Below are 21,568 nucleotides of genomic sequence, written 5' to 3'. Positions count from 1 at the left end.
TGGAATAAACGAATGAAAACAGGATACAGCATTAAGACAATAAAATACAAACTTCGCTGTTCTCATCCGGAGTGGCTGACAGAGACTGAGAAATACTACAGACAGGTCCTGGATTTTTATTTCCGCCTGCTTCTGGAGCATGAGGAAATCTGGGAACTGAACGTTCTTCAGATGCAGGGCGCATTAGAGCGCCTGACGATTGTGGGAAGAGACGGAAGAATACCTGAGCGGCCGCTGCCTTTTGGCAGGGTTCCTGTCTATTTCAGGCGCTCGGCGATTAACAAGGCATCTGCCAGTTTGAAGAGTTATACGGAAAAGTATAAAAACTCCGGCGATGATCTGGTCTACACCATACCGGATACCATTGATGCGTCTGTTACCTACTTTAAGGGGATGTATAAGGATTTTAAGGAAAACAGGATTTCCCTGAAGGTATGGGACGGAAACAGGTGGAATTGGATGGACTGCAGGTTAAAAGGGCAGTCGATTCCGGAAGAAGCTCTGATGCTCTCTCCGACGGTTGTTTTTAAGGAGAAGGAGTTCTGGCTTCACGTGCCCGTCAAACAGCAGACAGAGGATGCCAGGAACGCGAAAGAGCGGATGAAGGACCGGGAGAATGTATGCAGTGTTCAGTTTACGAACACAGACATTTTTGCCATGTGCTGTGTGTTGGATGCAGATGGGAAACAGAAAGCAGTGTATTCCTGCAGAGGCGGGGATGCTTACAGGAGCAAATGCAAAGTCCTTCTGGAGAAGATTGAGAAGTCCAGAGTTTATACGGACAAAGATAATGTGACGCAGCCCAACCACAAATATTATTTGCGGTTAAAAAATCTTTCTGATCACTATGCGCACCAGGTGAGCAGGGAAATCGTGGATTTCTGTGTGAGGGAAGAGGCAAGGGTCATTGTGATTCCGTCTTATGACAAGGAATTTTCAAAGATGGTGCAGTATCGTTCCGGGATGTATTCGCCGCTGTATTTGGGAAGCCGGATAAGAGAGTTTCTGAAATACAAGGCATGGAGTGCCGGGATTGTGGTTCTGGAGCTCAGTGCGGAAGGGACAAGCAGCAGATGTTTTGTCTGCGGAGGAAAAATCAGGAAGAACGGAGCCATGTTCGAATGCGAAAATGGACATCAGGGAAGCCGTTTCCTGAACAGCGCCAGAAATCTTGGGGTGAAATGCCAGAAAGATTTCGAGCGAAAGCGAAAATGATTTGGAAATAAGTGTGAATATTCACTCTTATATAGATGCCGGGAAACCGGCAAGAGGCCGTGCGCCAGTGACGCATGGTTTCCGGTTGAATATCGCCGGTCGGCTCCTTTTGGTGTCGGCGAAGAATTGCTCTTTGGGGGCAGAGAATATTCAAAGTAATAATAAAAAGAATAACAGAAATAAAAGAAATAGAAAATACGAGGGGAGATATTATGTGGCAGATAATCATTGTGCTGCTGCTTCTGCTGGTACTGTTTCTGTTTGTGATGGTGTTTGCTTTGGCGAAGATCAACTCCGGAGACAGAAAGAGAGAGGATAAAGAGCAGGAAGCGTTTATTCGAGGCGGTAAGGATGCGGGAGATGACGAGAGCAGGGGAAACCGCTCTGGTATGACCGGTGACGAGGAGAGAAAATGGAAGGCAGCAGAGGCCAATGATGAGAGGGATAAGATTCAGGAAGAGCTGATGCGGAAGGCCGGTAAGAAAAGAAAATTCATGGAACATTGGCAGGCGATTGCGCTTTGGCTGATGCTGTATGATGTTGTGGCTGTGAACGCGGCGTTTATGCTGGCTCTGTGGGTTCGGTTTGACTGCAGATACTCTATGATTCCGGATGTTTATCTGGGGGCGTTTTTGAAGTTTGCACCTTGGTATACGGTGGTTTGTATTGGAGTGTATTGGGCGCTTAGGTTGTATAAGAGCGTTTGGCGGTTTGCAAGTTTTAGTGAGCTGTTCCGGATTGGGGCGGCGAATGTGATTACCGGGTTGGTGCAGATTGTTGGGATTACTTTGTTTGTGAAGAGAATGCCCGTTTCCTATTATTTGTTTGGAATAATGCTGCAGTTTGTGTTTTCGGTTGCTGTTAGGTTTTCTTATCGGTTTATTCTGCTGGAGCGCAGTCGGAATAAACAGAGTGAAGAGGATGCCGTGCTGCATCGGGTGATGCTGATTGGTGCGGGAGCCGCAGGACAGATTATAATCAGAGATTTGAACCGGGCCAGTGAAGTGAAGGCAAAGGTTTGCTGTATTATTGATGACAACCCGAATAAGATGGGGCGTTACATAGAAGGTATTCCGATAGTTGGAGGCAGGGATGATATTCTGCTGAGTGCGGAAAAATATAAGATTGACCAGATTTTACTGGCGATTCCCAGTGCTTCGGCTGAGGAGAAAAGAGATATTCTCAATATCTGTAAGGAGACTGGGTGTGAAATGAAGATACTTCCGGGGATTTACCAGTTGGTGAATGGGGAAGTGTCGATCAGTAAAATGAAGAGTGTGGCTGTGGAGGATTTGCTGGGGAGAGATCCGATTAAGGTAAACATGGAGGAAATCTTCAATGCGTTAAGGAATAAGACGATTCTTGTTACCGGTGGAGGTGGATCTATTGGCAGTGAGTTGTGTCGGCAGATTGCAGCGCATGGTCCGAAACGGCTGATTATATTTGATATTTATGAGAATAATGCTTATGACATTGAACAGGAGTTGAGGAGGAAATATCCGAAACTTGATTTGGTTGTTTTGATTGGGTCGGTGAGGGATAGCAGAAGGATTAACAGTGTGTTCGCGGAGTATAGGCCGGATGTGGTTTATCATGCGGCGGCACATAAGCATGTGCCTTTGATGGAGACAAGTCCTTGTGAGGCGATAAAGAATAATGTTCTGGGAACGTATAAGACTGCCAGCGCAGCACTGCAGAGTGGGTGTGAGAAGTTTGTGCTGATCAGTACAGATAAGGCGGTTAATCCTACGAATATTATGGGGGCGAGCAAGAGGCTGTGTGAAATGGTGATTCAGACTATGGACAGGCTGAGTAAACAAGGGAAGCCGATTGTTTTGCCGGATTTGAATGGGCATGATGAAGGTGCAGATTATGATATGGTTGCTGCTACCAGAGAACAATTTGGGGAACATGAAGACGGTCAGAGGAAGCCTACAGATTTTGTGGCGGTTCGATTTGGTAATGTTTTAGGAAGTAATGGGTCTGTGATTCCGCTTTTTAAGAAACAGATTGAGGCTGGCGGGCCGGTTACGGTTACGCATCCGGATATTATTCGGTACTTTATGACGATACCTGAAGCGGTAAGTCTCGTGCTGCAGGCGGGAACGTATGCGAAGGGTGGAGAGATTTTTGTGCTGGATATGGGAGCACCGGTGAAGATTGATACGTTGGCAAGGAACTTGATTAAGTTGTCGGGGTATAAGCCGGATGTGGACATATCGGTTGTGTATACTGGGTTGAGGCCTGGGGAGAAGCTTTATGAAGAGAAGTTGATGGCGGAGGAAGGAATGAAGACTACGCCGAATAAGTTGATACATATTGGGAGTCCGATTCCGTTTGACTCTGGGAAATTTTTAGGAGATTTAGAGGAATTAGCTATTGCTAGTTACTCTAATCGGGAGGACATTTGTGATATGGTGCAAGGTGTAGTGCCAACTTACAAACAGGATAGGACTATTTCACAATGAGTTTTGCTTAAATTAGCGTAATTTTATTTGACTAATGTGTAAAATTATGTATTATGCTGTTGGATTTCGACGGCAACGCGTTTGAAAGCTTTAATCAAAAAGTCTATCGATAATTATATAATAGGGACAATCAGAGAAAAACCAGTATCCACAAGGGTTTGGTGGCTTAGTCGAGTCTCATCTTTATAATTTTTTGTTTAAAATGGGGAGGACTGCTAGTCTTAGTCGATATACGTGACCTTTTGCTGCCGTTCTATTAACCCAATTTACAGAGCAAAAATAGAATAAGGAGATAATCGGCTAAGCCTGTTTCTGTAGAGGAATTTAACCAGGCAAGCTTATTGTTGTTAAAATTTAGAGAATTCTTTTGAAAATATTATTATTAGATAGGCATATTATCGTTTTTTAATAAGCAAGTATATAAAAGGAACAATGGTTCTAAAAATAAGAAATTTATAGGCTCTCGGAATCTCCACCAATGTTAACAGGTTTGAATGAAATACACCTCCAATTAATAAGTTAGAACCAGCGGCTGCTAGAACGAAATACCTCATTAATTAAATGCTCAGAGATTCCGGGGGGCTATCTTTATGTAAGGGAGAATTACCGATGAAAATAATAGAAGAAATCAGATAACTGTGTCAATTTATGAAGCACTGGTTGGATGCTATTTTCAGAAGACTTGATGAGCATATCAATGCACTGGCATGTTAATCAGATCTCCTGAGAAGGATGATTTATAAAATAAAAAAAGAGCTACCACAGTTGTACTGTGGCAGCTCGGATGAAAATGATTACTCGATGTGACTGGTCAATAAAAGAATGTGATGTGATCTACTGGTGGTGGAGTACTCCTTATATCTGTAGGCATCGGGCTTGTGAAGAATGGTGCTGGCGATTTTTATCTTGAAGCGGCGCGGACGCAGGTCGTTGTTGTTTAAGTCAAGATCAATTTGAGCCTGACTTCCAATGGGAGCTAATTCTGCATCAACATCCTTAGATTATTTGGAATCGAGGCTGGGAACGAAGTGATAGTTCCTTCATATAAAAATGCATGACTGTTGGGCTTTGTATTGGAACTACGAGGACTGTCAGCATACCATCTGCTGTGCCCACTTATTACGGGAATTGACTAGTGTTATAGAGATCCATCCCAAACAGAAATAGGCATTTGTATTTATAGACCTTCTGTTAGAAATGAAGAAGGTCAAAGAGAAAGGTGCTGAGGCAGGAAAGAGACTCTCAACTATATCACTATCATATGTCTGATAAGCGATACAAGGAACTTATCAAACAAACCTGGGAAGAGAATCCTCTTCCGGTCACCACAGAGAAAAAGAGTGGCCGGAAGAAAAAAGGAAAGATCCTTGCTTTGGTAGAAAGCCTTGATAATAAAAGGCATCCATAGGCATATTTATCCACAAATTTATGGTATTATTCGATAATAATCAGGCGGAACGTGATATTTGGATGATAAAAGTCAAGACCAAGGTGTACGTCTGCTTTTGCAGCAAAGACGGTGCTAGAGATTATCTGAAAATCATGTCATATGTTGGAACTGCTCATAAGCAGGGATATGACGCAATCAAAAACGCGAGTTCAAGATGCCCTGGTTTTATTTTCGAATAGAGCTTCCTGAATAGTTACCGCAAAACAAAGTAATAAAAAAATGTAAAAGCATAATTGTCATAAGAATGGTATTCACATAGAAAAGAATAGCACATTAGTCTCATACGGAGGGTGGTTAAGTGAGATCTTTATTGATTATAGGAGCTGGAGGTTATGGTCGGCTAGTAAAAGAAATAGCTGAAATGATTGGCTATAAAAAGATTGATTTTCTGGATGATAACTCTCCAGAAGCAATCGGGAAGATAAATGAAATTGAAGAAATTGAAGGTGGATATGATGGATCGATTGTTGCTATCGGAAATCCGGAAATCAGAGAAAAAATATTTGAAAGATTGAAAAAACCAATCACTTTGATTCACCCAAAAGCAGTGGTGAGTCAAAGTGCCGCAGTTGGTGCCGGGTGTGTGATTGAAGTAAGAGCAGTAGTTAGCACTAATGCGGAAGTGAAAAGAGGTTCTTTCATTTGTGCAGGAGCAATTGTTAATCATAATTCTGTTGTAGGTGAGTTTGCTCAGCTCGACTGCAATGCTGTCGTGGCATGTGAGAATTATGTGCCGGATGGCTATAAAGTACATAGTTGTACGGAATATAGGAGGCCACAAAAGGCTGTTGGAGACGAGAGTTTCTTTTAAGAAATAATAAGGGAGAATGGACATGAATTATTTAGTGGTAGTTGCACATCCAGATGATGAGGTTTTGGGTGCAGGCGCAACAATACATAAATTGGTTGAAGAAGGACACAACGTTGCAGTAGCAATTATGGTAAGTCAGGCCGCGGCTAGAAAAGACTTGTCATCTACTTTATTGGAGGACGAAAAAAAGGCCTTTTCTATTGTTGGTGTGGAAAAGGCATACCATGCTGATTTTCCAAACATTCAGATGAACACGGTACCTCATCTTCAGTTGGTTCAGTTTATTGAGTCGTGTATTGAGGATTGGAAGGCAGAAGCAATCTTTACTCATCATCCTTCTGATACAAACAATGACCATGTTCAGACTTCCTACGCAGCTCAAGCTGCATGTCGATTATTTCAGAGACGAGATAATCTTCCGGCATTAAAGGAACTCCTTTACATGGAAGTACCTTCGAGCACTGAATGGTCTTTTGATACTTCGGCTAACAGATTTTCTCCAAACTATTTTGTGGAGATCGGTAAGGAAGGCGTTGAGATAAAGATTAAGGCTCTATCTGCTTATAAAGGAGTTATGAGACCATATCCCCATCCAAGGAGTAATGAAGCACTTGAAGGGTTAGCAGCGTATCGAGGGGTGCAGGCTGGATGTAACTATGCGGAAGCTTTTGAATGTGCGTTTAAGAGAGAATAAAAAAACAGATAATTATATGGAGGAAATACTTGTGAGAGAAATAAAGACAGTTACTATTGTTGGTGCAAACGGAACGATGGGATGTAATGTAGCTGCAATCTATGCAGCCTTCGGTGGTTGCACAGTTTATCTTGTTTGCAGAGATATTAATAAGGCAAAAGCAACAGTAGCAAAGTCGGTTTCATCTGTAAGGGCAGATAGCATTGCATCACGCTTGATTCCAGCAGATTATGCTATGCTAGATGAATGCGTAGCAAAATCGGATATTATCGTTGAGCATATCAAAGAAGAACTTGGAGCAAAAGTGGAGTTGATGCAGAAAATTGGAAAAGTGATGTCGTCTCATGCTATTGCCTGTTCTGGTTCATCGGGACTCTCGATTACTACATTAGCAGAATGTTTCCCTGATAATTTGAGAAGTCATTTCTTTGGCGTACATATGTTTAATCCGCCATATGCTATGACTTTATGCGAACTGATTCCAACGAAATACAGCGATATGGGTCTTTTCACCGATCTTAAGGAATATCTTTCAGATAAACTTCTTCGTACTGTAGTAGTAGTTAAAGACAGCCCTGCTTTCTTGGGTAACAGAATTGGTTTTCAGTTTATCAATGAAGCTCTCCAGTATGCAGAAAAGTATAAAGATAATGGTGGTATTGATTATGTGGATGCTATTTTGGGGGCATACACGGGTAGAACAATGGCACCTATCACTACAGCTGACTTCGTAGGTTTGGATGTTCATAAGGCTATAGTTGATAACATATATGCCAACACTAATGACTTTTCACATAATTCGTTTATCTGTCCCGGTTACATCAATAAGTTAGTTGAGAAAGGAAAGCTTGGTAGAAAATCTGGTGGCGGTTTGTATTATCTGAAAAAATTTGATAGTGGTGTAAAGCAGATGTATGTGTATGATATTGCGTCTGATTCTTATAGAGAAGCAAATAAATATGTGTTTCCGTTTGCTGAAACAATGATACGTAAGCTGAGAAAAGGAAGCTACAGATCTGCATTTCAGGCATTGATTGATAATCATTCTCAGGAAGCTGAGATGTGTCTGCACTTCTTACTTAAATATGTTATTTATTCAATAGCGGCTTCAGAAGAAGTTGGATTCAGTGTTCATGACGCAGATGATGTAATGGCAGCTGGATTTAACTGGTGCCCGCCTATGGCTGTTGTTGATGCAATTTTAGAGGTGACAGATTTTAAGGAACTAGTAAAAGAGAGACTTGAGCTTGGTGGTGTAGATATTGATTATTTATTGTCATTGATTGAACCTTCCAAGTATGATTTCAGAATCTATTTCAAAGCTAAGAAGTGAGGTGTAGGAATGAACAACGTATATATTCTCGGTGGTGCCCAGACCGATTTTGAACGTAACTGGACAAAAGAAGGAAAGAATGTTGTTGGTATTCTGAAAGAGGCACTCACAGATGGTCTGAACGATGCAGGTCTTTCATATGAAGATATTATTTCTCTTAACAAGGATAACAGAGTGGCTTGTTATGTAGGAAACTTCATTGCTGAACAGTATATCAGTCAAGGACATCTTGGGGCGTTTATTACTGAAGTAAGTCCTGCATTTTATGGAGTGCCTTGTGCACGTTACGAGGCAGCTTGTGCTTCCAGTTCTGTCGCTCTTGATGCAGCAATAACAAAGATTCAGAATGGTGATTATGATGTTGCAGTTGTTATTGGCTGGGAGTTGATGAAGACTGTTGATAGTAAGGCGGGGGGAGATATTCTCGGTCGTGCTGCTTATTATGAGAAAGAAGGAAAAGGCATTGATTTCCCATTTCCAAAACTATTTGGCCAACTTGCAGATGAAACAATAAAGAAATATAATTTGGATGAAAATAGATATATGAGCGCACTGGCCCAGATTTCAAACATTAATTATTCCAATGCGAAGCGCAATTCAATGGCCCAGACTCGTAAATGGTTTATGAGTTATGAGCAAGCAAATATGCGTGGAACAGCAACGAATATGCTTGTTGGTGGAAGACTGGCTACTTCTGACTGTTCACAGGTTACAGACGGTGCAGCAGTAGTAATTCTCTGCTCAAAGGAATTTATTGATGAGAGAAACATTGAAAAGGCTCCGGTTGTTAAGGGGTACGGTCATAGAGTGGCTCCGATGCGTTTTGATAAGAAGATGGAAGAGAGTAAGGACAATAAGTACATTCTTCCGTGGACAAGACAGGCAGTTCTTGATGCTTATAGAAGAAGCGGATTGACTATCGATGATATTGATGTTTTTGAAACTCATGACTGCTTTACATCATCTGAATATGCAGCAATATCTGCGTTTGGTATTACTGAACCAGGAGAGGAGTGGAACGCAGTAGAGGATGGAACGATCGCCTTTGACGGTGCGAAGCCTATAAATCCATCTGGTGGTTTGATTGGATGTGGTCATCCAGTTGGTGCTTCCGGCGCAAGAATGTTCCTTGATATCTATAAACAGGTAGCTGGTAAAGCTGGTAAGTACCAGGTTAAAAATGGTGAGGTTAAGAATGCATTGATGTTAAATATCGGCGGTTCGGCTACAACAAACTATGTTTTTATCGTTGGAAAGGAATAAACAATGGAAAAGAGGTTCTTTAGTGTAAATATAAATAAATACGATTCAGATAGAGATTATGTTCTTACTAGAGCAGCTTCTCTGAACAAACCCGCAAATAATTCGGTTATGTTCTGTACAAAAGAACATCTGTCTGAAGCAGTAAGTTTGAATAATGTTAATAACTGTTTGGTTTTCTGGCCAGAGGGCGAAGAGATTCCTGCTGAGCTAGCTAAAAAGCATGTATTTGTATTTGTAGAAAATCCAAGACAGGCGTATGCCATGTTTTTTGTTGATAACGATATTACATATTTGCCAAAGCCTTGTGAGTATGAGGTCATTAATGGAGCATACATCGCAAAAGACGCGCAGATTGGTGAGGGGACTGTAATCTTCCCAGGAGCATACATTGGTGATGAAGTTGTAACTGGTAAGAATTGCTATATTGATACGGGTGTAAAACTGCTTGGAAGAGTTATTTTGGGTGATAACGTTGTAATTCGTGCGAACACTGTTGTTGGTGCAGATGGTCTTACCACAATGAGAAAAGCAGATGGCTCTTCAGCAACAATTCCTCAATTCGGAGGAGTTATACTTGAAGATAAGGTGCAGATAGGTGCTAATACAGTCATAGCTAGAGGTGCAATTGATGACACAGTAGTTCACACTGACAGCAAGGTAGATAGTAGTTGTTTTATTTCTCATAACGTTCAGATAGGTGCACATTCTTTTATCGTTGGCGAGACGATTATGTTTGGTAGTTCAAGCACCGGAGAGAGGGCCTATATTTCTGGAAATTCTACTATCCGTGAAGGTCATCATGTAGGAAATAAGTCTCTGGTTGGTATGGGTTCTGTTGTGGTTAAGAATGTTCCTGATGGAGCGATTGTAAAGGGGAATCCTGCAAAATGAGTGAGATAAATTATTCTGAATATAAGAGTACACATAAGTTTACGGCAAAGCAGAAGAGCTATATAAAGGTAAAACGATTTTTGGACTGCTTTTGTGCAATCCTACTTTTGATTCCTTCTGCAATTCTAATGGGATTTTCGGCTATTTGGATTAAGCTTGAGTCTAAAGGTCCTGTAATCTATAAACAATCAAGACCTGGCTATCATCAGAAGATATTTCATATCTATAAACTGCGTTCGATGAGAACGGAAGTTAGGGATAAAAATGGTCGTGCTTTAAGTGATACAGAGAGAATGACAAAATCAGGAAATTTTGTCAGAAAAACTAGTATCGATGAGCTTCCACAGCTTATCAACATCTTAAAGGGTGAAATGAGTTTTATCGGTCCTAGACCGTTCTTGATTAATGACCTTGGTACATATAACGAGGAACAGCTTATCCGATTTGAAGTACTTCCAGGTATTACAAGTTGGACAGCAATCCATGGCAGAAATAATCAGACCATCCAGGAGAAATACAATCAGGAAATATACTACGTGAATAATATAAGTTTTGCATTGGATGCGAAAATATTCTTCAAAACTATAGCTTTGGTATTCTCTCAGAAGGATGTTGAGAATCAGACCACAGATGGGAGAATTGCAGCAGAGATAATGGAAGACGATAAAAAATAAAGAGGATTGACAATGAAAAGAGTATTGATAACAGGCGCAGGTAGTTGCGTTGGAATGTGTATAGAAAAATGGCTGATTAAGTGGCCCGAAAAGTATTCAGTAGACAGTTTAGATATGCGAGATGATGCTTGGAAGTCATTCGATTTCTCAAAGTATGATACTGTTTATCATGTTGCTGGAATTGCACATGTGACACTAGATCCTTCTATGGAATCTCTTTTCTACAAAGTTAACCGTGACCTTACAATTGAAACTGCAAAGAAAGCCAAAAAAAGCGGAGTCAATCAATTCATCTTTATGAGTAGTGGTATTGTCTATGGTGACAGCTCTCATATTGGTGAGCAATTTATTATTACAAAAGATACAAAACCCAATCCGGCTAATTTTTATGGAATGAGTAAGCTGCAAGCTGAAGAGGGGATTAAGAAGCTTGAAGACGAATGCTTCAAAGTTGCGATTATTCGTGCCCCAGCTTTGTATGGGCTTGGAATGAAGAGCCATTACAATAACCTTTCTTCCTTTGCAAGAAAATTTCCAATTTTTCCTAATATTAAGAACACCAGAAGCATGCTCTATAACAAGAATTTAGCTGAATTTGTACGATTACTGATAGAGAATGAAGAAACGGGTACATTCTGGCCACAGAATGCTGAGTACACTTGTACTGCACAGATTATAAAAGATATAGCAGTTGTAAACAAGAAGAACATGTTATTGATGAGTGGATTTGGATGGATATTTAGAATTGCGGCAAAGTTTTTACCAGCTGTAGATAAAGCATTTGGAAGCTTTGCGTATGATATGAAACTGAGTGAGTACAAAGAGAACTATCGTATAGTGAGTTATACGGATTCTATTAAGGAAATTGAGAAAGAATCAGATAGCTTATTGGTTGAAAAATTGATGTAAGTGAACATGGTGCGGTTCGGTTAGGAGCAAATAATGGCTATAGCTAATAAGAATGTTTTTATTATCGGTCTTCGAGGATATACACAAAACTATGGTGGTTGGGAGACTTTTGCGCATGGTCTTTTAGATAATTGGGAAGATGATGGTGTTCATTTCTATGCTTTTGAGAAGGTAGACAAAAAGGAAGCAGAGGAGATTATTGAATATAATGAGTTTATTACTTGCATAAGAGTATGCGAACCATCTACCGGCAGTAGTGCAATGATGAAGTATGATAAAAATTGCACAGATTATGCGATTCAATACGTTCAGGAAAGAAAAATAGAGAATCCAATATTTTTCTATTTGGGTCTGAGAGTAGGACCGTATGTTTGGCTTAAAAAGAAAAAAATCAAGAATCTGGGCATAAAGCTCATGGAAAATCCTGCTGGAGTAGAGTGGAAAAGAACAAAGTGGAATAAGCTGGTTCAGGTATACGCATTCGTTTCGGCGATTATGATGGCAAAGTCAATGGATTTACTTGCGTGTGATAATGAAGGAATTCAAGAAGTATATGAAAAATTATTAATTGGAAAAAAACCAATACTTGATTATGTTGCCTACGGAGTTGACCTAGTGCCCGCTGTAGCAGAACCAATGCCTGAAAAAGGTAAAGATTTTTTCAATAAGTGGGGAATCGAAAAGGATGAGTATTATCTAGTACTTGGAAGATATATACCAGAAAATAATTATGAAATGATGATTAAAGGCTTTATGAAGTCTAAGACAAATAAGAAGCTTTTGATTATTACAAATTATAAAACAGAAATCCAAAAGTTTCATCAGCATATTTTAGATAGTACTCATTATCCTGATGATGATCGAGTAATTATGGCGGGGACTTTGTATGATAAGGAAATACTTCACTATGTTCGACAGTATGCAAGAGGATATATTCATGGGCATTCTGTAGGAGGGACAAATCCAGGACTACTTGAAGCAATGGCTGAAACTAATGTAAACCTACTTAATGATGTGTCATTTAATAGATATGTGGGTGGAGATGCAGCAGTATATTTTAAAGATGAGGATTCTTTAAAGAAATTAATTGAAGAAGTGGATATGATGAGTGAAAAAAAAATATGGGATATAGGAAATAGAGCAAAGAATAGAATGTCTGAGAAATATTCATGGAAGAAAATAGTTGATGGGTATAATAGAATATTCCATCAAATTATTTGAACTAAATCGTGAAAGGAAAGTATTAATGATAAATACAGGAATCTATTACCAAAACAAAATTAGTAAGTATGATAAGTGTGTAATAATTCTATTTGCAATGTTGCCTATACTGGATATATACTGTATGCCTTCTTTTGGGGTTTTAAGTATAGGAGAGATTGTATTATTAGGAATAATTATGACCACGTTGATTAAAGATACCAGAATTACTATTCCTAAAGAAGCCCCTTTTCTTGCTTTTTATTGTTTTGCAGTCATAACAACAGTATTGTCGTTAGTATTTTACACAAACTATTCATATGCAGCAAGTGCGATTAGATTATTTAGAGATTTGGTGTATATATTAAGTTTTACAATTATTTTCAAAAGGCATTTTAATATTCAATTTTTTTGGAATATATATAAAAAAATAGTATATATTCTTGGAATGGTGTTTTTGTTTCAATTTGTTTTCTATTACATTACTGGAAGACATATAACATTATATTTGCCATTTTTAAAACTTAACTATGCTGAGACCTCTCCCATTGTTCTTGCTTTGCAGCGTGTTAATATGAATAGAATGGAATCTATATTTCTTGAACCAGCCAGTTTGGTTGCATATTTTGTACCTGTAATTGTAATGGCATTATTTGCTTTTGAAAGAGAAGATTACAAAATAGCAATTTTTTCTTCAATTATTTTATTTTTGGCAAAGTCAGGAACTGCATATATTTTACTAATGGTAGTTTGGGGAATCTATTTTATCTTGAATGAACGGTTTAAAATCTCTGTAAAGATATTGTTTGTACCACTGTTTGTAATCGGTGTTTCAGTATATGTTTATGCTACAGCACTGAATGAAGGTTCCGTTATCAGTCGCGTATCAGAGATATTTACTGACGCATCATATTCATCAGGGAAAATGCGTATTTTAAGAGGTTTTATGATTTTCAATCAATTGCCGGTTATTAATAAAGTAGCAGGTGTTGGTGTTGGCAACATAGGAACTTTTCTAGAACAGAATAGTATTCATATAATGGATACCAAATATTTAGAGTATATGAGTAGCTTTACTTACATTTTGAATTCTACTGGATTAATAGGTATATGCTTATATATTGTTCCGTTTTTTAAAAGAAAAAGATTATTTAGTAGTACCTACCAAAAAGTTTTAACAATATCGGTGTTTTTAGTTTTATTATCTAGTTTTATTTATTTGAATTTAATTTATGTCTTTTTGATGACTATTTTGTTTTTGAATGGAAAAGACGACAGACATTGAAGAGAATCTAAAATAACTACTGCCATATAATGAGAGGAAAGGATGGTAATTAGGTTACTGATTATCATACAAGATAGATATGAGAGTGATATATATAAGAACTAATGCAGTTGATCCTGATCCAAGAGTAGAAAAAGAAATTTCTTCTATTGCGCAGGTAGAGGGTATAAAAATTACTATTCTTGCTTGGAATCGTGGAGGAAAAGCCGGAGAAATTTTGGATCAAAAATTTGACCAATATGATAATGTAAATATTATCAGGTTTGGTATTCCTTCCGTTTGGGGAGGTGGTGTAAAGAAAAATTTGTTTCCCTTAATTAAATTTCTTGCCACAATTCAGAAATGGTTGATAGATAATCAAGCGAATTATGATGTCATTCACGCATGTGATTTGTTTACATATTTGCCGTCACGTAAAACCATTAAGCGGTTTTCCAAAGATTACATATATGACATTTATGATTATTTTCCAGATACAAAAAAATTCCCAAAACCAATTGATTTTATACTTAGAAAGTTAGAACATAAAGCCATTGAAGGAGCAAAATGCACGATAATATGTACAGAAAAGCGTGAAGAACAAATTGAAACTAAAAATTATAGAGAATTACTAGTTGTTCATAATTCACCATCTGAAAGGCAATTAAGGTGTGATTTAGTTGACTACAAATTAAATAGAAATAGATTTAAACTATGTTATGTTGGAAATCTAACTTCTGAACGATTTATTGTAGAAACAATAGATGCAACAAAAGATATTGAAAATATAGAGTTGCATATAGGCGGAATGGGTCCATTAGCAGAGCGAATAGAAAAAATAGCTAAAGAAAATGAAAATGTTTTCTTTTATGGAAAACTTGATTATCAAAATGTTATTTCGCTGGAGATACAATGCGATGCAATGTTTGCATTTTATGATCCTTTAATTAATAATCACAAATATGCTGCACCTAATAAATTCTATGAGGCATTAGCTTTAGGCAAGCCTTTGATGATGTTTAAGAATACTGGCATGGACAATGTTTTAACAGAAAATGGATTTGGAGTTGCAGTTGAATGCAATAAAACTTCTATAAAAAAAGGAGCAAAAGAATTGGTAAAATTATGTAATATGTCAGATAAGGAGAAAAAATTTTTCGTGGAACAATTTTCATGGGAAATTATGGAAAAAAGATTAATGAGTTTATATAAGGGGTTGAATTAAAAAATGAAAACTATAATGTTGGTATTTGGCACGCGTCCGGAAGCGATAAAAATGTGCCCATTGGTAAATGAACTAAAAACAAGAGAAGGAATTAAGACGGTTGTTTGCGTAACTGGTCAGCATCGTCAAATGCTAGATCAGGTGCTTGAGATATTCAAGGTAGTCCCTGATTATGATCTTTCTATAATGAAAGACCGTCAGACGCTGTTTGATGTAACTACAAATATCTTGAACAGAATTGGCGGTGTGTTGGAGGAAGTAAAGCCGGATGTCGTTCTGGTTCATGGTGATACATCCACAACTTTTGTAACAGCACTAGCTTGCTTCTATAAGCAGATTCCGATTGGCCATGTTGAAGCGGGGCTGAGAACTTATGATATTTACAGTCCTTATCCAGAAGAGTTTAATAGACAGGCTGTGGGCATTATATCTAAGTATAATTTTGCACCAACACAAAGAAGTGCAGATAATCTGATAAGGGAAGGAAAGGATCCGAAGACAATCTATGTCACAGGAAACACCGCAATTGATGCACTACATACCACAGTCCGTTCCGATTTCAAGCATGAGGTTCTTGCCTGGGCAGAGGGAAGCAGATTGATTGTTATCACCGCTCACAGAAGAGAGAATCTTGGTGAGCCAATGCACCATATGTTCCGTGCAATACGTAGAATCATTGACGAGCATCCAGATGTGAAGGCTATTTACCCAATCCACATGAATCCAGTGGTTCGTCAGACTGCAGTTGAGGAACTGAGTGGCTGTGATAGAATACGTATCATTGAGCCGATGGAAGTTCTTGATTTCCACAACTTACTCGCCAATTCATATCTCATCCTTACAGATTCTGGCGGAATCCAGGAAGAAGCTCCTTCTCTTGGTAAGCCTGTACTCGTTATGAGAGATACTACGGAACGTCCAGAAGGAATCGCAGCCAGCACACTTAAGCTTGTTGGTACAGATGAAGAAGTTATATATGAGAACTTCAAAGAATTGCTGGAGAATAAGGCAAGTTACGATGCTATGGCACATGCAGTTAATCCTTATGGAGATGGAAAGACTTGTCGTCGAATTGCAGATATTCTTGAATATGGGAAAACAGAGGTATAATTTTTATGAAAGATGTTTTGACGATTACATTGCATTGTACAGATAATAGTGGTTCATCACTACAGGCGTTTGCGCTTCAGAGGTACATTGAATCAAGAGGATGCAACTGTAGTATTATAAATTACTGTCCGGACTATTTGAGATATAATGGAAACAAGTTTAAATCAATTATATTGAATTTAACTTTGAATTTATTTACGCATATTGAAATTGAAAAAAAACTGAAGGCATTTAGAGAAAACTATTTAAAAGTTACACCGGAGTTATTTAAAACATATTCTGATCTTCTAAACCACAATTTTGATGTAGATATTGTAATATCTGGTAGTGATCAGTTATGGAATCCAAGCTATGCTTGCGGGTTAGATGACGCTTATTATCTTTCTTTTATTGGTAACAACAAAGTGAAAAAAATAGCATATGCAGCAAGTGTTGGAAAAGATTCGCTTACTGCTGAAGAAATTGAAAAATTGCAATTAAAGACTAAAAAATTTGATTCAATTACCGTGAGAGAAAAACAGATAGTTGATAATATTTTTACTCACTCAGTTCAGTGGGTATGTGATCCTGTATTTTTAATTGATGAATCTGTATATTTAGATATGATGACAACTAGGCAGGTAAAGGACAAATATTTACTGGTGTATCTGATTTATGAAAATTCTCAGTTGTTGGATAAATATATTGAAGAATATAGGAAACAACGTGGAGGAAAAGTTATTCAAATTGGTGGATTTAGAAGAAAGTGCGATTGCGATATACATATTAAAGAATTGGATCCGTTAGATTTTTTGAGCTATATTAAATATGCAGATTACGTTGTTTCAAGTTCTTTCCACGCGACAGCATTTTCGATTTTGTTTAATAAAGAATTTTCTGTTTTAAATCCACAAAGGAATCATTCAAGAATTGAATCACTTCTTTCTGTATCAGAAAGCGTAACTAATAGAATGATTACTGAGAGAAATATAGTTGATCAGTTTATCGATAAGATTAATTATGTAAAAGTGAATGAAGATTTTAAATGTTTTATTGATAATTCGAAGAAGAAATTAGATTCAATAATATTAAGTGACTAATTAAGTTTAAGGGGGATTGAACTGTGACGATTGATAGAGTAACTACATGTACGGGATGCATGATGTGTTTAAGTTCATGCCCAGTCAACGCAATCTCAGTGAAAGATGATATTTTAAGAGGAAAAGTACCTTGGATTGATTACTCAGAATGTATTGAATGTGATAGATGTATTAGGATTTGTCCAGAAGTAAATGATGTTGTAAAAGAAAAAACAGGAAAAGTGTACGCTGCATTCAACAAGAAAAATGATGCTTATATGCGGGCATCATCAGGAGGCGTTTTTGCATGTTTAGCAGAGTATGTTATTTCTCAAGGTGGAATAGTTGTGGGAGCGGCATGGACTAATAATAAAAATGTTGAGCATATTATTATAGATAATCTTAAGGATATTAATCTATTGCAGAAAAGTAAGTATCTTCAAAGCAGCATATCAAAGACTATTTTTTTACAGATAGAGAATGCATTAAAATCCAATCGCTTAGTATTGTTCTCTGGAACACCGTGCCAAGTGGCGGGAATGAAGAGATACAAGAAAAAGTATGAAGACAAACTAGTTTTGTTGGATATTGTATGTCACGGGGTTATACCAGGAAGAGTGTTTGAAACGTATATTGACTATTTAGAGAATAGATACAACATTGATATTCTGTCGTTTGACTTCAGGCATAAAGATAGAAGAATGGGGCAGTATCTAAACAAGATAACATATAAAAAAAAGAATACTATGAGATTATGTGAATATATTGGAACGTGGAACATGTCTTCGTATTTTTATACTTTTATGATGGGCTATATGTATCGAGAATCTTGTTATCAGTGTAAGTATTCTACAAAAGAACGAGTTGGAGACATTACATTAGGCGACTTTTGGGGAATTAAGGCTATTAGACCTGAATTGCATAGACGGCATGGGCTTTCGTTGGTAATTGTCAATAATGAATTAGGAAACAGAGTAATGACAAATATTATGAAAAGCATTGAGGTTCATGAGATTAATGATGAAAGGGCATTGGCAGACAATCCACAGCTTAGTCACCCTTGCACAAAACCTAATGACAATGAACAATTAATGCAAGAATATAAAAAAAAGGGTTACAAAGCAATAGCGGAAAAGTATAAAAGAGCGAGGTCCGGGAGATGTAAGTCCAAATGTATTCTTTTAGTAAAAAAGATATATTATTTTGGAAAGTAAGGAGATAGTCCGATGAAAAAAATATGTTTCTTTGTTCATAATATTAACGGATCTGGTGGAGATACCCGTGTTGCAGTAAATATCATTAATGGATTAATCGAGAGAATAGATTGTCAAATAACGGTAATAACACTCAAAGATATTATTAAATATAGGAAAAAAAGCTTTACTTTGAATGAAAAAGTGAAGGTAATAAGTATTACTCATGATGTTCAGAGCCTAAAGAAAGAATTTATGCATATTCAGTATATAATAAACAATCATTTTCGCAATAATAAGTATGATGTGTTAGTGGTATCTGGAATGGATTTCGTTCCACTTTTATTTTTATCTTTACCTTTATTAAGAAAAACAAAAAAGGTTGCATGGGAGCATATGAATTTTTATGTAGGGAAACCATATAGCTTAATTGGATTGGGTAGAAAAATCGCTAGGATGCTATTCGATAGGATAATTGTGTTAACAGAAAGAGATCGTGAGAACTATATTAGAAATTTTACAAATAGCAATAAAATAATACAAATATATAATCCTATTGAAAATTTGGACACGTTTTCGAATAAATATAGTGTTGAAAGTCGAAAAATACTCAGTTGTGGATTCCTTGTTGAGCAAAAAGGATTTGATTATGCCATTTCTATAGCAAAACTAGTGCTAGCAAAACACGAAGGGTGGACGTGGGAAATCTTAGGTGATGGGCTACTAAGAACGCAGTTAGAGGAAAAAATTAGAGCTAATGGCTTAGAAGGACGTTTGATATTAAGAGGTTATGCGGATAATATGCTTGACCGGTACAAGGATTATTCGATTTTTGCATTAACATCAAGATTTGAGGGGCTTGGTATGGTTTTGATAGAAGCTTTACAAGCTGGCCTTCCTTCTGTTTCATTTGATATTAATGCAGGACCTGATGAACTAATTTGTGATGGTGTGAATGGATATTTAGTTCCTGCATTTGATGTTGTAATGTACGCAGAGAAGCTCTGTGAATTGATAGATAGTGCTGAAAGACGGAAGATATTTTCGAAATGTAGTCATAGGGAGTTGTATAAAATGGAACGTAATAAGATAATTAATTGTTGGATAGAAAATATCATCTGTAAAGATTAATCATTAATTAACAATGTTAAAAATCATGTAAAAAGAAAGTGTGATATATGAAAATTAATGTTTTGCAGAATACAATTAAAAGTTCTTTGTGGGGAATTCTCTCAAAAATAGTAATGCTTTTCTGTGCTTTTATAGTACGATCAGTTATTGTATACAAATTGGGAGTAGAGTATGTTGGATTAGATGGATTATTTACGTCGGTATTGTCTTTGTTAAATTTAAGTGAATTAGGGATAGGAAGTGCAATTGTTTTTAGCATGTATAGTAGTATTGTAAAAAAAGATTACGATACAATAAATCAATTACTTTATCTTTACCGTAAAGCCTATTTGCTGATAGCTGGTTTTATTTTATGTATTGGTGTAATTGTTTCATTATTCGTTAAATCGTTAATTCACGGAGAAACACCAGTAGGCATTAATGTCTATATTTTGTTCTATATGTTTCTATTAAATACTGTTTCAGGGTACTTATTTGCATCATACAGAACATCAGTTTTTGCTGCGTATCAAAGAAATGATATAAAAGCAAGAATTCAATTGGTTTCAGATATTTTTCAATATGGTTTACAGATAATTGTATTGCTTTCGTTTGAGAATTATTATCTGTATATCGGTGTTATGTTGATAACAATTATTCCGCGAAATATTATGTATTTATATGCGTCGAGAAAGCATTTTCCTAGAATTAATCCGTCAACGATGCCAACCGCAGATACTGCTAAGGGGATATTTAGAAAAGTATTACCTTTACTAGGACATAAAGTAGGAGGGGCTTTTCTGGTTTCAATTGATAGTATTGTTATATCGGCTTTTCTTGGGTTGTCTATCCTTGGAAAGTATAATAATTATTATTATATTATTACTGCACTTATTGGTATTATTTCAATTATTCAGCAGGCATTAATTGCAGGAATTGGAAATAGGATAATCGTGTTATCACCCGAGCAAATGTTAAAAATGTATAATAATTGTGCATTTGTTTGGCATTGGATAATTGGATGGTGTACTATTGCTTTATTGTGTTTAATTCAGCCTTTTATAACGATTTGGTTGGGAAGGGATTATTTGCTAGCCGATTCGATTGCAATAGCATTGGCATTTTATTTTTACTTATGGCAATTTAGAATAATTGGAATGACATTTAAGGATGCTGGAGGACTGTGGGAGAATGATTGGTATAAACCATATATTGGAATGATAGTTAATGCATTACTCAGTATTTCATTGGTATATATAACAAAAAACATAATTTTTGTCTTGATTCCGACATGCTTTGTATTTGCATTTTTGTACTTTCCTGTCGAATCATTGGTTATTTCGAAGGGTATTTTTAAATGCAAATTGAAAAATGTACTTTTACCTAGTATTGTTGACACAGGCTTTTTTCTTGTAATTGGAGCTTTTACATATCTGATTTGTATAAAATTTTTACATGAGTACTCAGTTATTAATCTTTTTTATCGCGCAATAGTTGTATTGGTAGTACCTAATGTGTTGTTAATTTTGTGCTATTATAGGACATCACAATTTAAGGCAATTGTTTCATACTTGAAACGCCTTAGAAAGTAATGAACTTTTATTAAGAGGGACTGTCCGTATTTATGATATATCGGGCTTTTTGTATACATTCTGTTACAAGACTTTCTGGAGATAGTAATTTTATGTGCTTCGGGAATT

The 21,568-nt window shown here is 37.0% G+C and carries 17 protein-coding genes; all 17 read left to right on the top strand.

Annotated elements, in window-relative coordinates; genetic code table 11:
* Window positions 1-12 precede the first annotated feature (12 nt).
* The 17 genes from V8Q34_RS13490 (at window position 13) to V8Q34_RS13410 (ending at window position 21,460) form a co-directional block, all read left to right on the top strand.
* Window positions 13-1,215 carry a transposase gene (locus tag V8Q34_RS13490; RefSeq protein WP_335835672.1) on the top strand — a complete coding sequence of 401 codons (1,203 nt, stop codon included), beginning with the start codon at window positions 13-15 and terminating at the stop codon, window positions 1,213-1,215.
* Between the two features lie 464 nt (window positions 1,216-1,679).
* The gene (locus tag V8Q34_RS13485) at window positions 1,680-3,683 is read left to right on the top strand and encodes a polysaccharide biosynthesis protein (RefSeq protein WP_442893849.1); all 2,004 of its coding nucleotides are present in this window, start codon (window positions 1,680-1,682) and stop codon (window positions 3,681-3,683) included.
* A 1,748-nt stretch (window positions 3,684-5,431) separates the two neighbouring features.
* Window positions 5,432-5,944, top strand: a complete 513-nt coding sequence (locus V8Q34_RS13480; protein ID WP_335835670.1) for a PglD-related sugar-binding protein — start codon at window positions 5,432-5,434, stop codon at window positions 5,942-5,944.
* 22 nt (window positions 5,945-5,966) lie between these two features.
* Complete coding sequence (locus V8Q34_RS13475) at window positions 5,967-6,638, top strand: PIG-L deacetylase family protein (protein WP_335835669.1); 672 nt, start codon at window positions 5,967-5,969, stop codon at window positions 6,636-6,638.
* A gap of 31 nt (window positions 6,639-6,669) precedes the next feature.
* A complete protein-coding gene (locus V8Q34_RS13470; protein WP_335835668.1) occupies window positions 6,670-7,971 on the top strand; it encodes a 3-hydroxyacyl-CoA dehydrogenase family protein in 1,302 nt (433 codons plus the stop codon).
* Window positions 7,972-7,980: 9 nt separating this feature from the next.
* The gene (locus V8Q34_RS13465; protein ID WP_335835667.1) at window positions 7,981-9,234 is read left to right on the top strand and encodes an acetyl-CoA acetyltransferase; all 1,254 of its coding nucleotides are present in this window, start codon (window positions 7,981-7,983) and stop codon (window positions 9,232-9,234) included.
* A 3-nt stretch (window positions 9,235-9,237) separates the two neighbouring features.
* The gene (locus V8Q34_RS13460) at window positions 9,238-10,125 is read left to right on the top strand and encodes a UDP-3-O-(3-hydroxymyristoyl)glucosamine N-acyltransferase (protein WP_335835666.1); all 888 of its coding nucleotides are present in this window, start codon (window positions 9,238-9,240) and stop codon (window positions 10,123-10,125) included.
* Entirely contained in the window at window positions 10,122-10,799 is a 678-nt protein-coding gene (locus tag V8Q34_RS13455) for a sugar transferase (RefSeq protein WP_335835665.1), read from the top strand. The genes V8Q34_RS13460 and V8Q34_RS13455 overlap by 4 nt, the downstream gene beginning before the upstream one ends.
* Window positions 10,800-10,811: 12 nt before the next feature.
* Window positions 10,812-11,708, top strand: a complete 897-nt coding sequence (locus V8Q34_RS13450) for an NAD-dependent epimerase/dehydratase family protein (protein WP_335835664.1) — start codon at window positions 10,812-10,814, stop codon at window positions 11,706-11,708.
* A 33-nt stretch (window positions 11,709-11,741) separates the two neighbouring features.
* Window positions 11,742-12,929: a DUF1972 domain-containing protein gene (locus tag V8Q34_RS13445; RefSeq protein ID WP_335835663.1), complete on the top strand. Its 1,188-nt coding sequence runs from the start codon at window positions 11,742-11,744 to the stop codon at window positions 12,927-12,929.
* A complete protein-coding gene (locus tag V8Q34_RS13440) occupies window positions 12,895-14,193 on the top strand; it encodes a hypothetical protein (protein WP_335835662.1) in 1,299 nt (432 codons plus the stop codon). The genes V8Q34_RS13445 and V8Q34_RS13440 overlap by 35 nt, the downstream gene beginning before the upstream one ends.
* Before the next feature lie 79 nt (window positions 14,194-14,272).
* Entirely contained in the window at window positions 14,273-15,397 is a 1,125-nt protein-coding gene (locus V8Q34_RS13435) for a glycosyltransferase family 4 protein (protein ID WP_335835661.1), read from the top strand.
* 3 nt (window positions 15,398-15,400) lie between these two features.
* Window positions 15,401-16,507: a non-hydrolyzing UDP-N-acetylglucosamine 2-epimerase gene (gene wecB, locus V8Q34_RS13430; RefSeq protein ID WP_335835660.1), complete on the top strand. Its 1,107-nt coding sequence runs from the start codon at window positions 15,401-15,403 to the stop codon at window positions 16,505-16,507.
* Window positions 16,508-16,512: 5 nt separating this feature from the next.
* Window positions 16,513-17,586 (top strand): polysaccharide pyruvyl transferase family protein, encoded by a 1,074-nt coding sequence (locus tag V8Q34_RS13425; protein ID WP_335835659.1) that lies wholly within the window; start codon window positions 16,513-16,515, stop codon window positions 17,584-17,586.
* Window positions 17,587-17,609: 23 nt separating this feature from the next.
* Complete coding sequence (locus tag V8Q34_RS13420; protein ID WP_335835658.1) at window positions 17,610-18,779, top strand: Coenzyme F420 hydrogenase/dehydrogenase, beta subunit C-terminal domain; 1,170 nt, start codon at window positions 17,610-17,612, stop codon at window positions 18,777-18,779.
* A 12-nt stretch (window positions 18,780-18,791) separates the two neighbouring features.
* Entirely contained in the window at window positions 18,792-19,889 is a 1,098-nt protein-coding gene (locus V8Q34_RS13415; protein WP_335835657.1) for a glycosyltransferase family 4 protein, read from the top strand.
* 47 nt (window positions 19,890-19,936) lie between these two features.
* The gene (locus V8Q34_RS13410; RefSeq protein WP_335835656.1) at window positions 19,937-21,460 is read left to right on the top strand and encodes an oligosaccharide flippase family protein; all 1,524 of its coding nucleotides are present in this window, start codon (window positions 19,937-19,939) and stop codon (window positions 21,458-21,460) included.
* The last annotated feature ends 108 nt before the right edge of the window (window positions 21,461-21,568 follow it).

It is taken from the genome of Blautia sp. JLR.GB0024 (genome assembly GCF_037000545.1).
In the GTDB taxonomy this organism is placed as follows: Bacteria; Bacillota; Clostridia; order Lachnospirales; family Lachnospiraceae; genus Blautia; species Blautia celeris.
This window is presented reverse-complemented; position numbering and strand designations above follow the sequence as displayed.

Coding starts and splice junctions, on each gene's coding strand:
- V8Q34_RS13465 (WP_335835667.1), top strand. CDS start 7,981: ATGAACAACGTATATATTCTCGGTGGTGCCCAGACCGATTTTGAACGT.
- V8Q34_RS13440 (WP_335835662.1), top strand. CDS start 12,895: ATGGGTATAATAGAATATTCCATCAAATTATTTGAACTAAATCGTGAA.
- V8Q34_RS13425 (WP_335835659.1), top strand. CDS start 16,513: ATGAAAGATGTTTTGACGATTACATTGCATTGTACAGATAATAGTGGT.
- V8Q34_RS13410 (WP_335835656.1), top strand. CDS start 19,937: ATGAAAATTAATGTTTTGCAGAATACAATTAAAAGTTCTTTGTGGGGA.
- V8Q34_RS13435 (WP_335835661.1), top strand. CDS start 14,273: ATGAGAGTGATATATATAAGAACTAATGCAGTTGATCCTGATCCAAGA.
- V8Q34_RS13450 (WP_335835664.1), top strand. CDS start 10,812: ATGAAAAGAGTATTGATAACAGGCGCAGGTAGTTGCGTTGGAATGTGT.
- V8Q34_RS13445 (WP_335835663.1), top strand. CDS start 11,742: ATGGCTATAGCTAATAAGAATGTTTTTATTATCGGTCTTCGAGGATAT.
- V8Q34_RS13475 (WP_335835669.1), top strand. CDS start 5,967: ATGAATTATTTAGTGGTAGTTGCACATCCAGATGATGAGGTTTTGGGT.
- V8Q34_RS13490 (WP_335835672.1), top strand. CDS start 13: ATGAAAACAGGATACAGCATTAAGACAATAAAATACAAACTTCGCTGT.
- V8Q34_RS13415 (WP_335835657.1), top strand. CDS start 18,792: ATGAAAAAAATATGTTTCTTTGTTCATAATATTAACGGATCTGGTGGA.
- V8Q34_RS13485 (WP_442893849.1), top strand. CDS start 1,680: ATGCGGAAGGCCGGTAAGAAAAGAAAATTCATGGAACATTGGCAGGCG.
- wecB (WP_335835660.1), top strand. CDS start 15,401: ATGAAAACTATAATGTTGGTATTTGGCACGCGTCCGGAAGCGATAAAA.
- V8Q34_RS13455 (WP_335835665.1), top strand. CDS start 10,122: ATGAGTGAGATAAATTATTCTGAATATAAGAGTACACATAAGTTTACG.
- V8Q34_RS13460 (WP_335835666.1), top strand. CDS start 9,238: ATGGAAAAGAGGTTCTTTAGTGTAAATATAAATAAATACGATTCAGAT.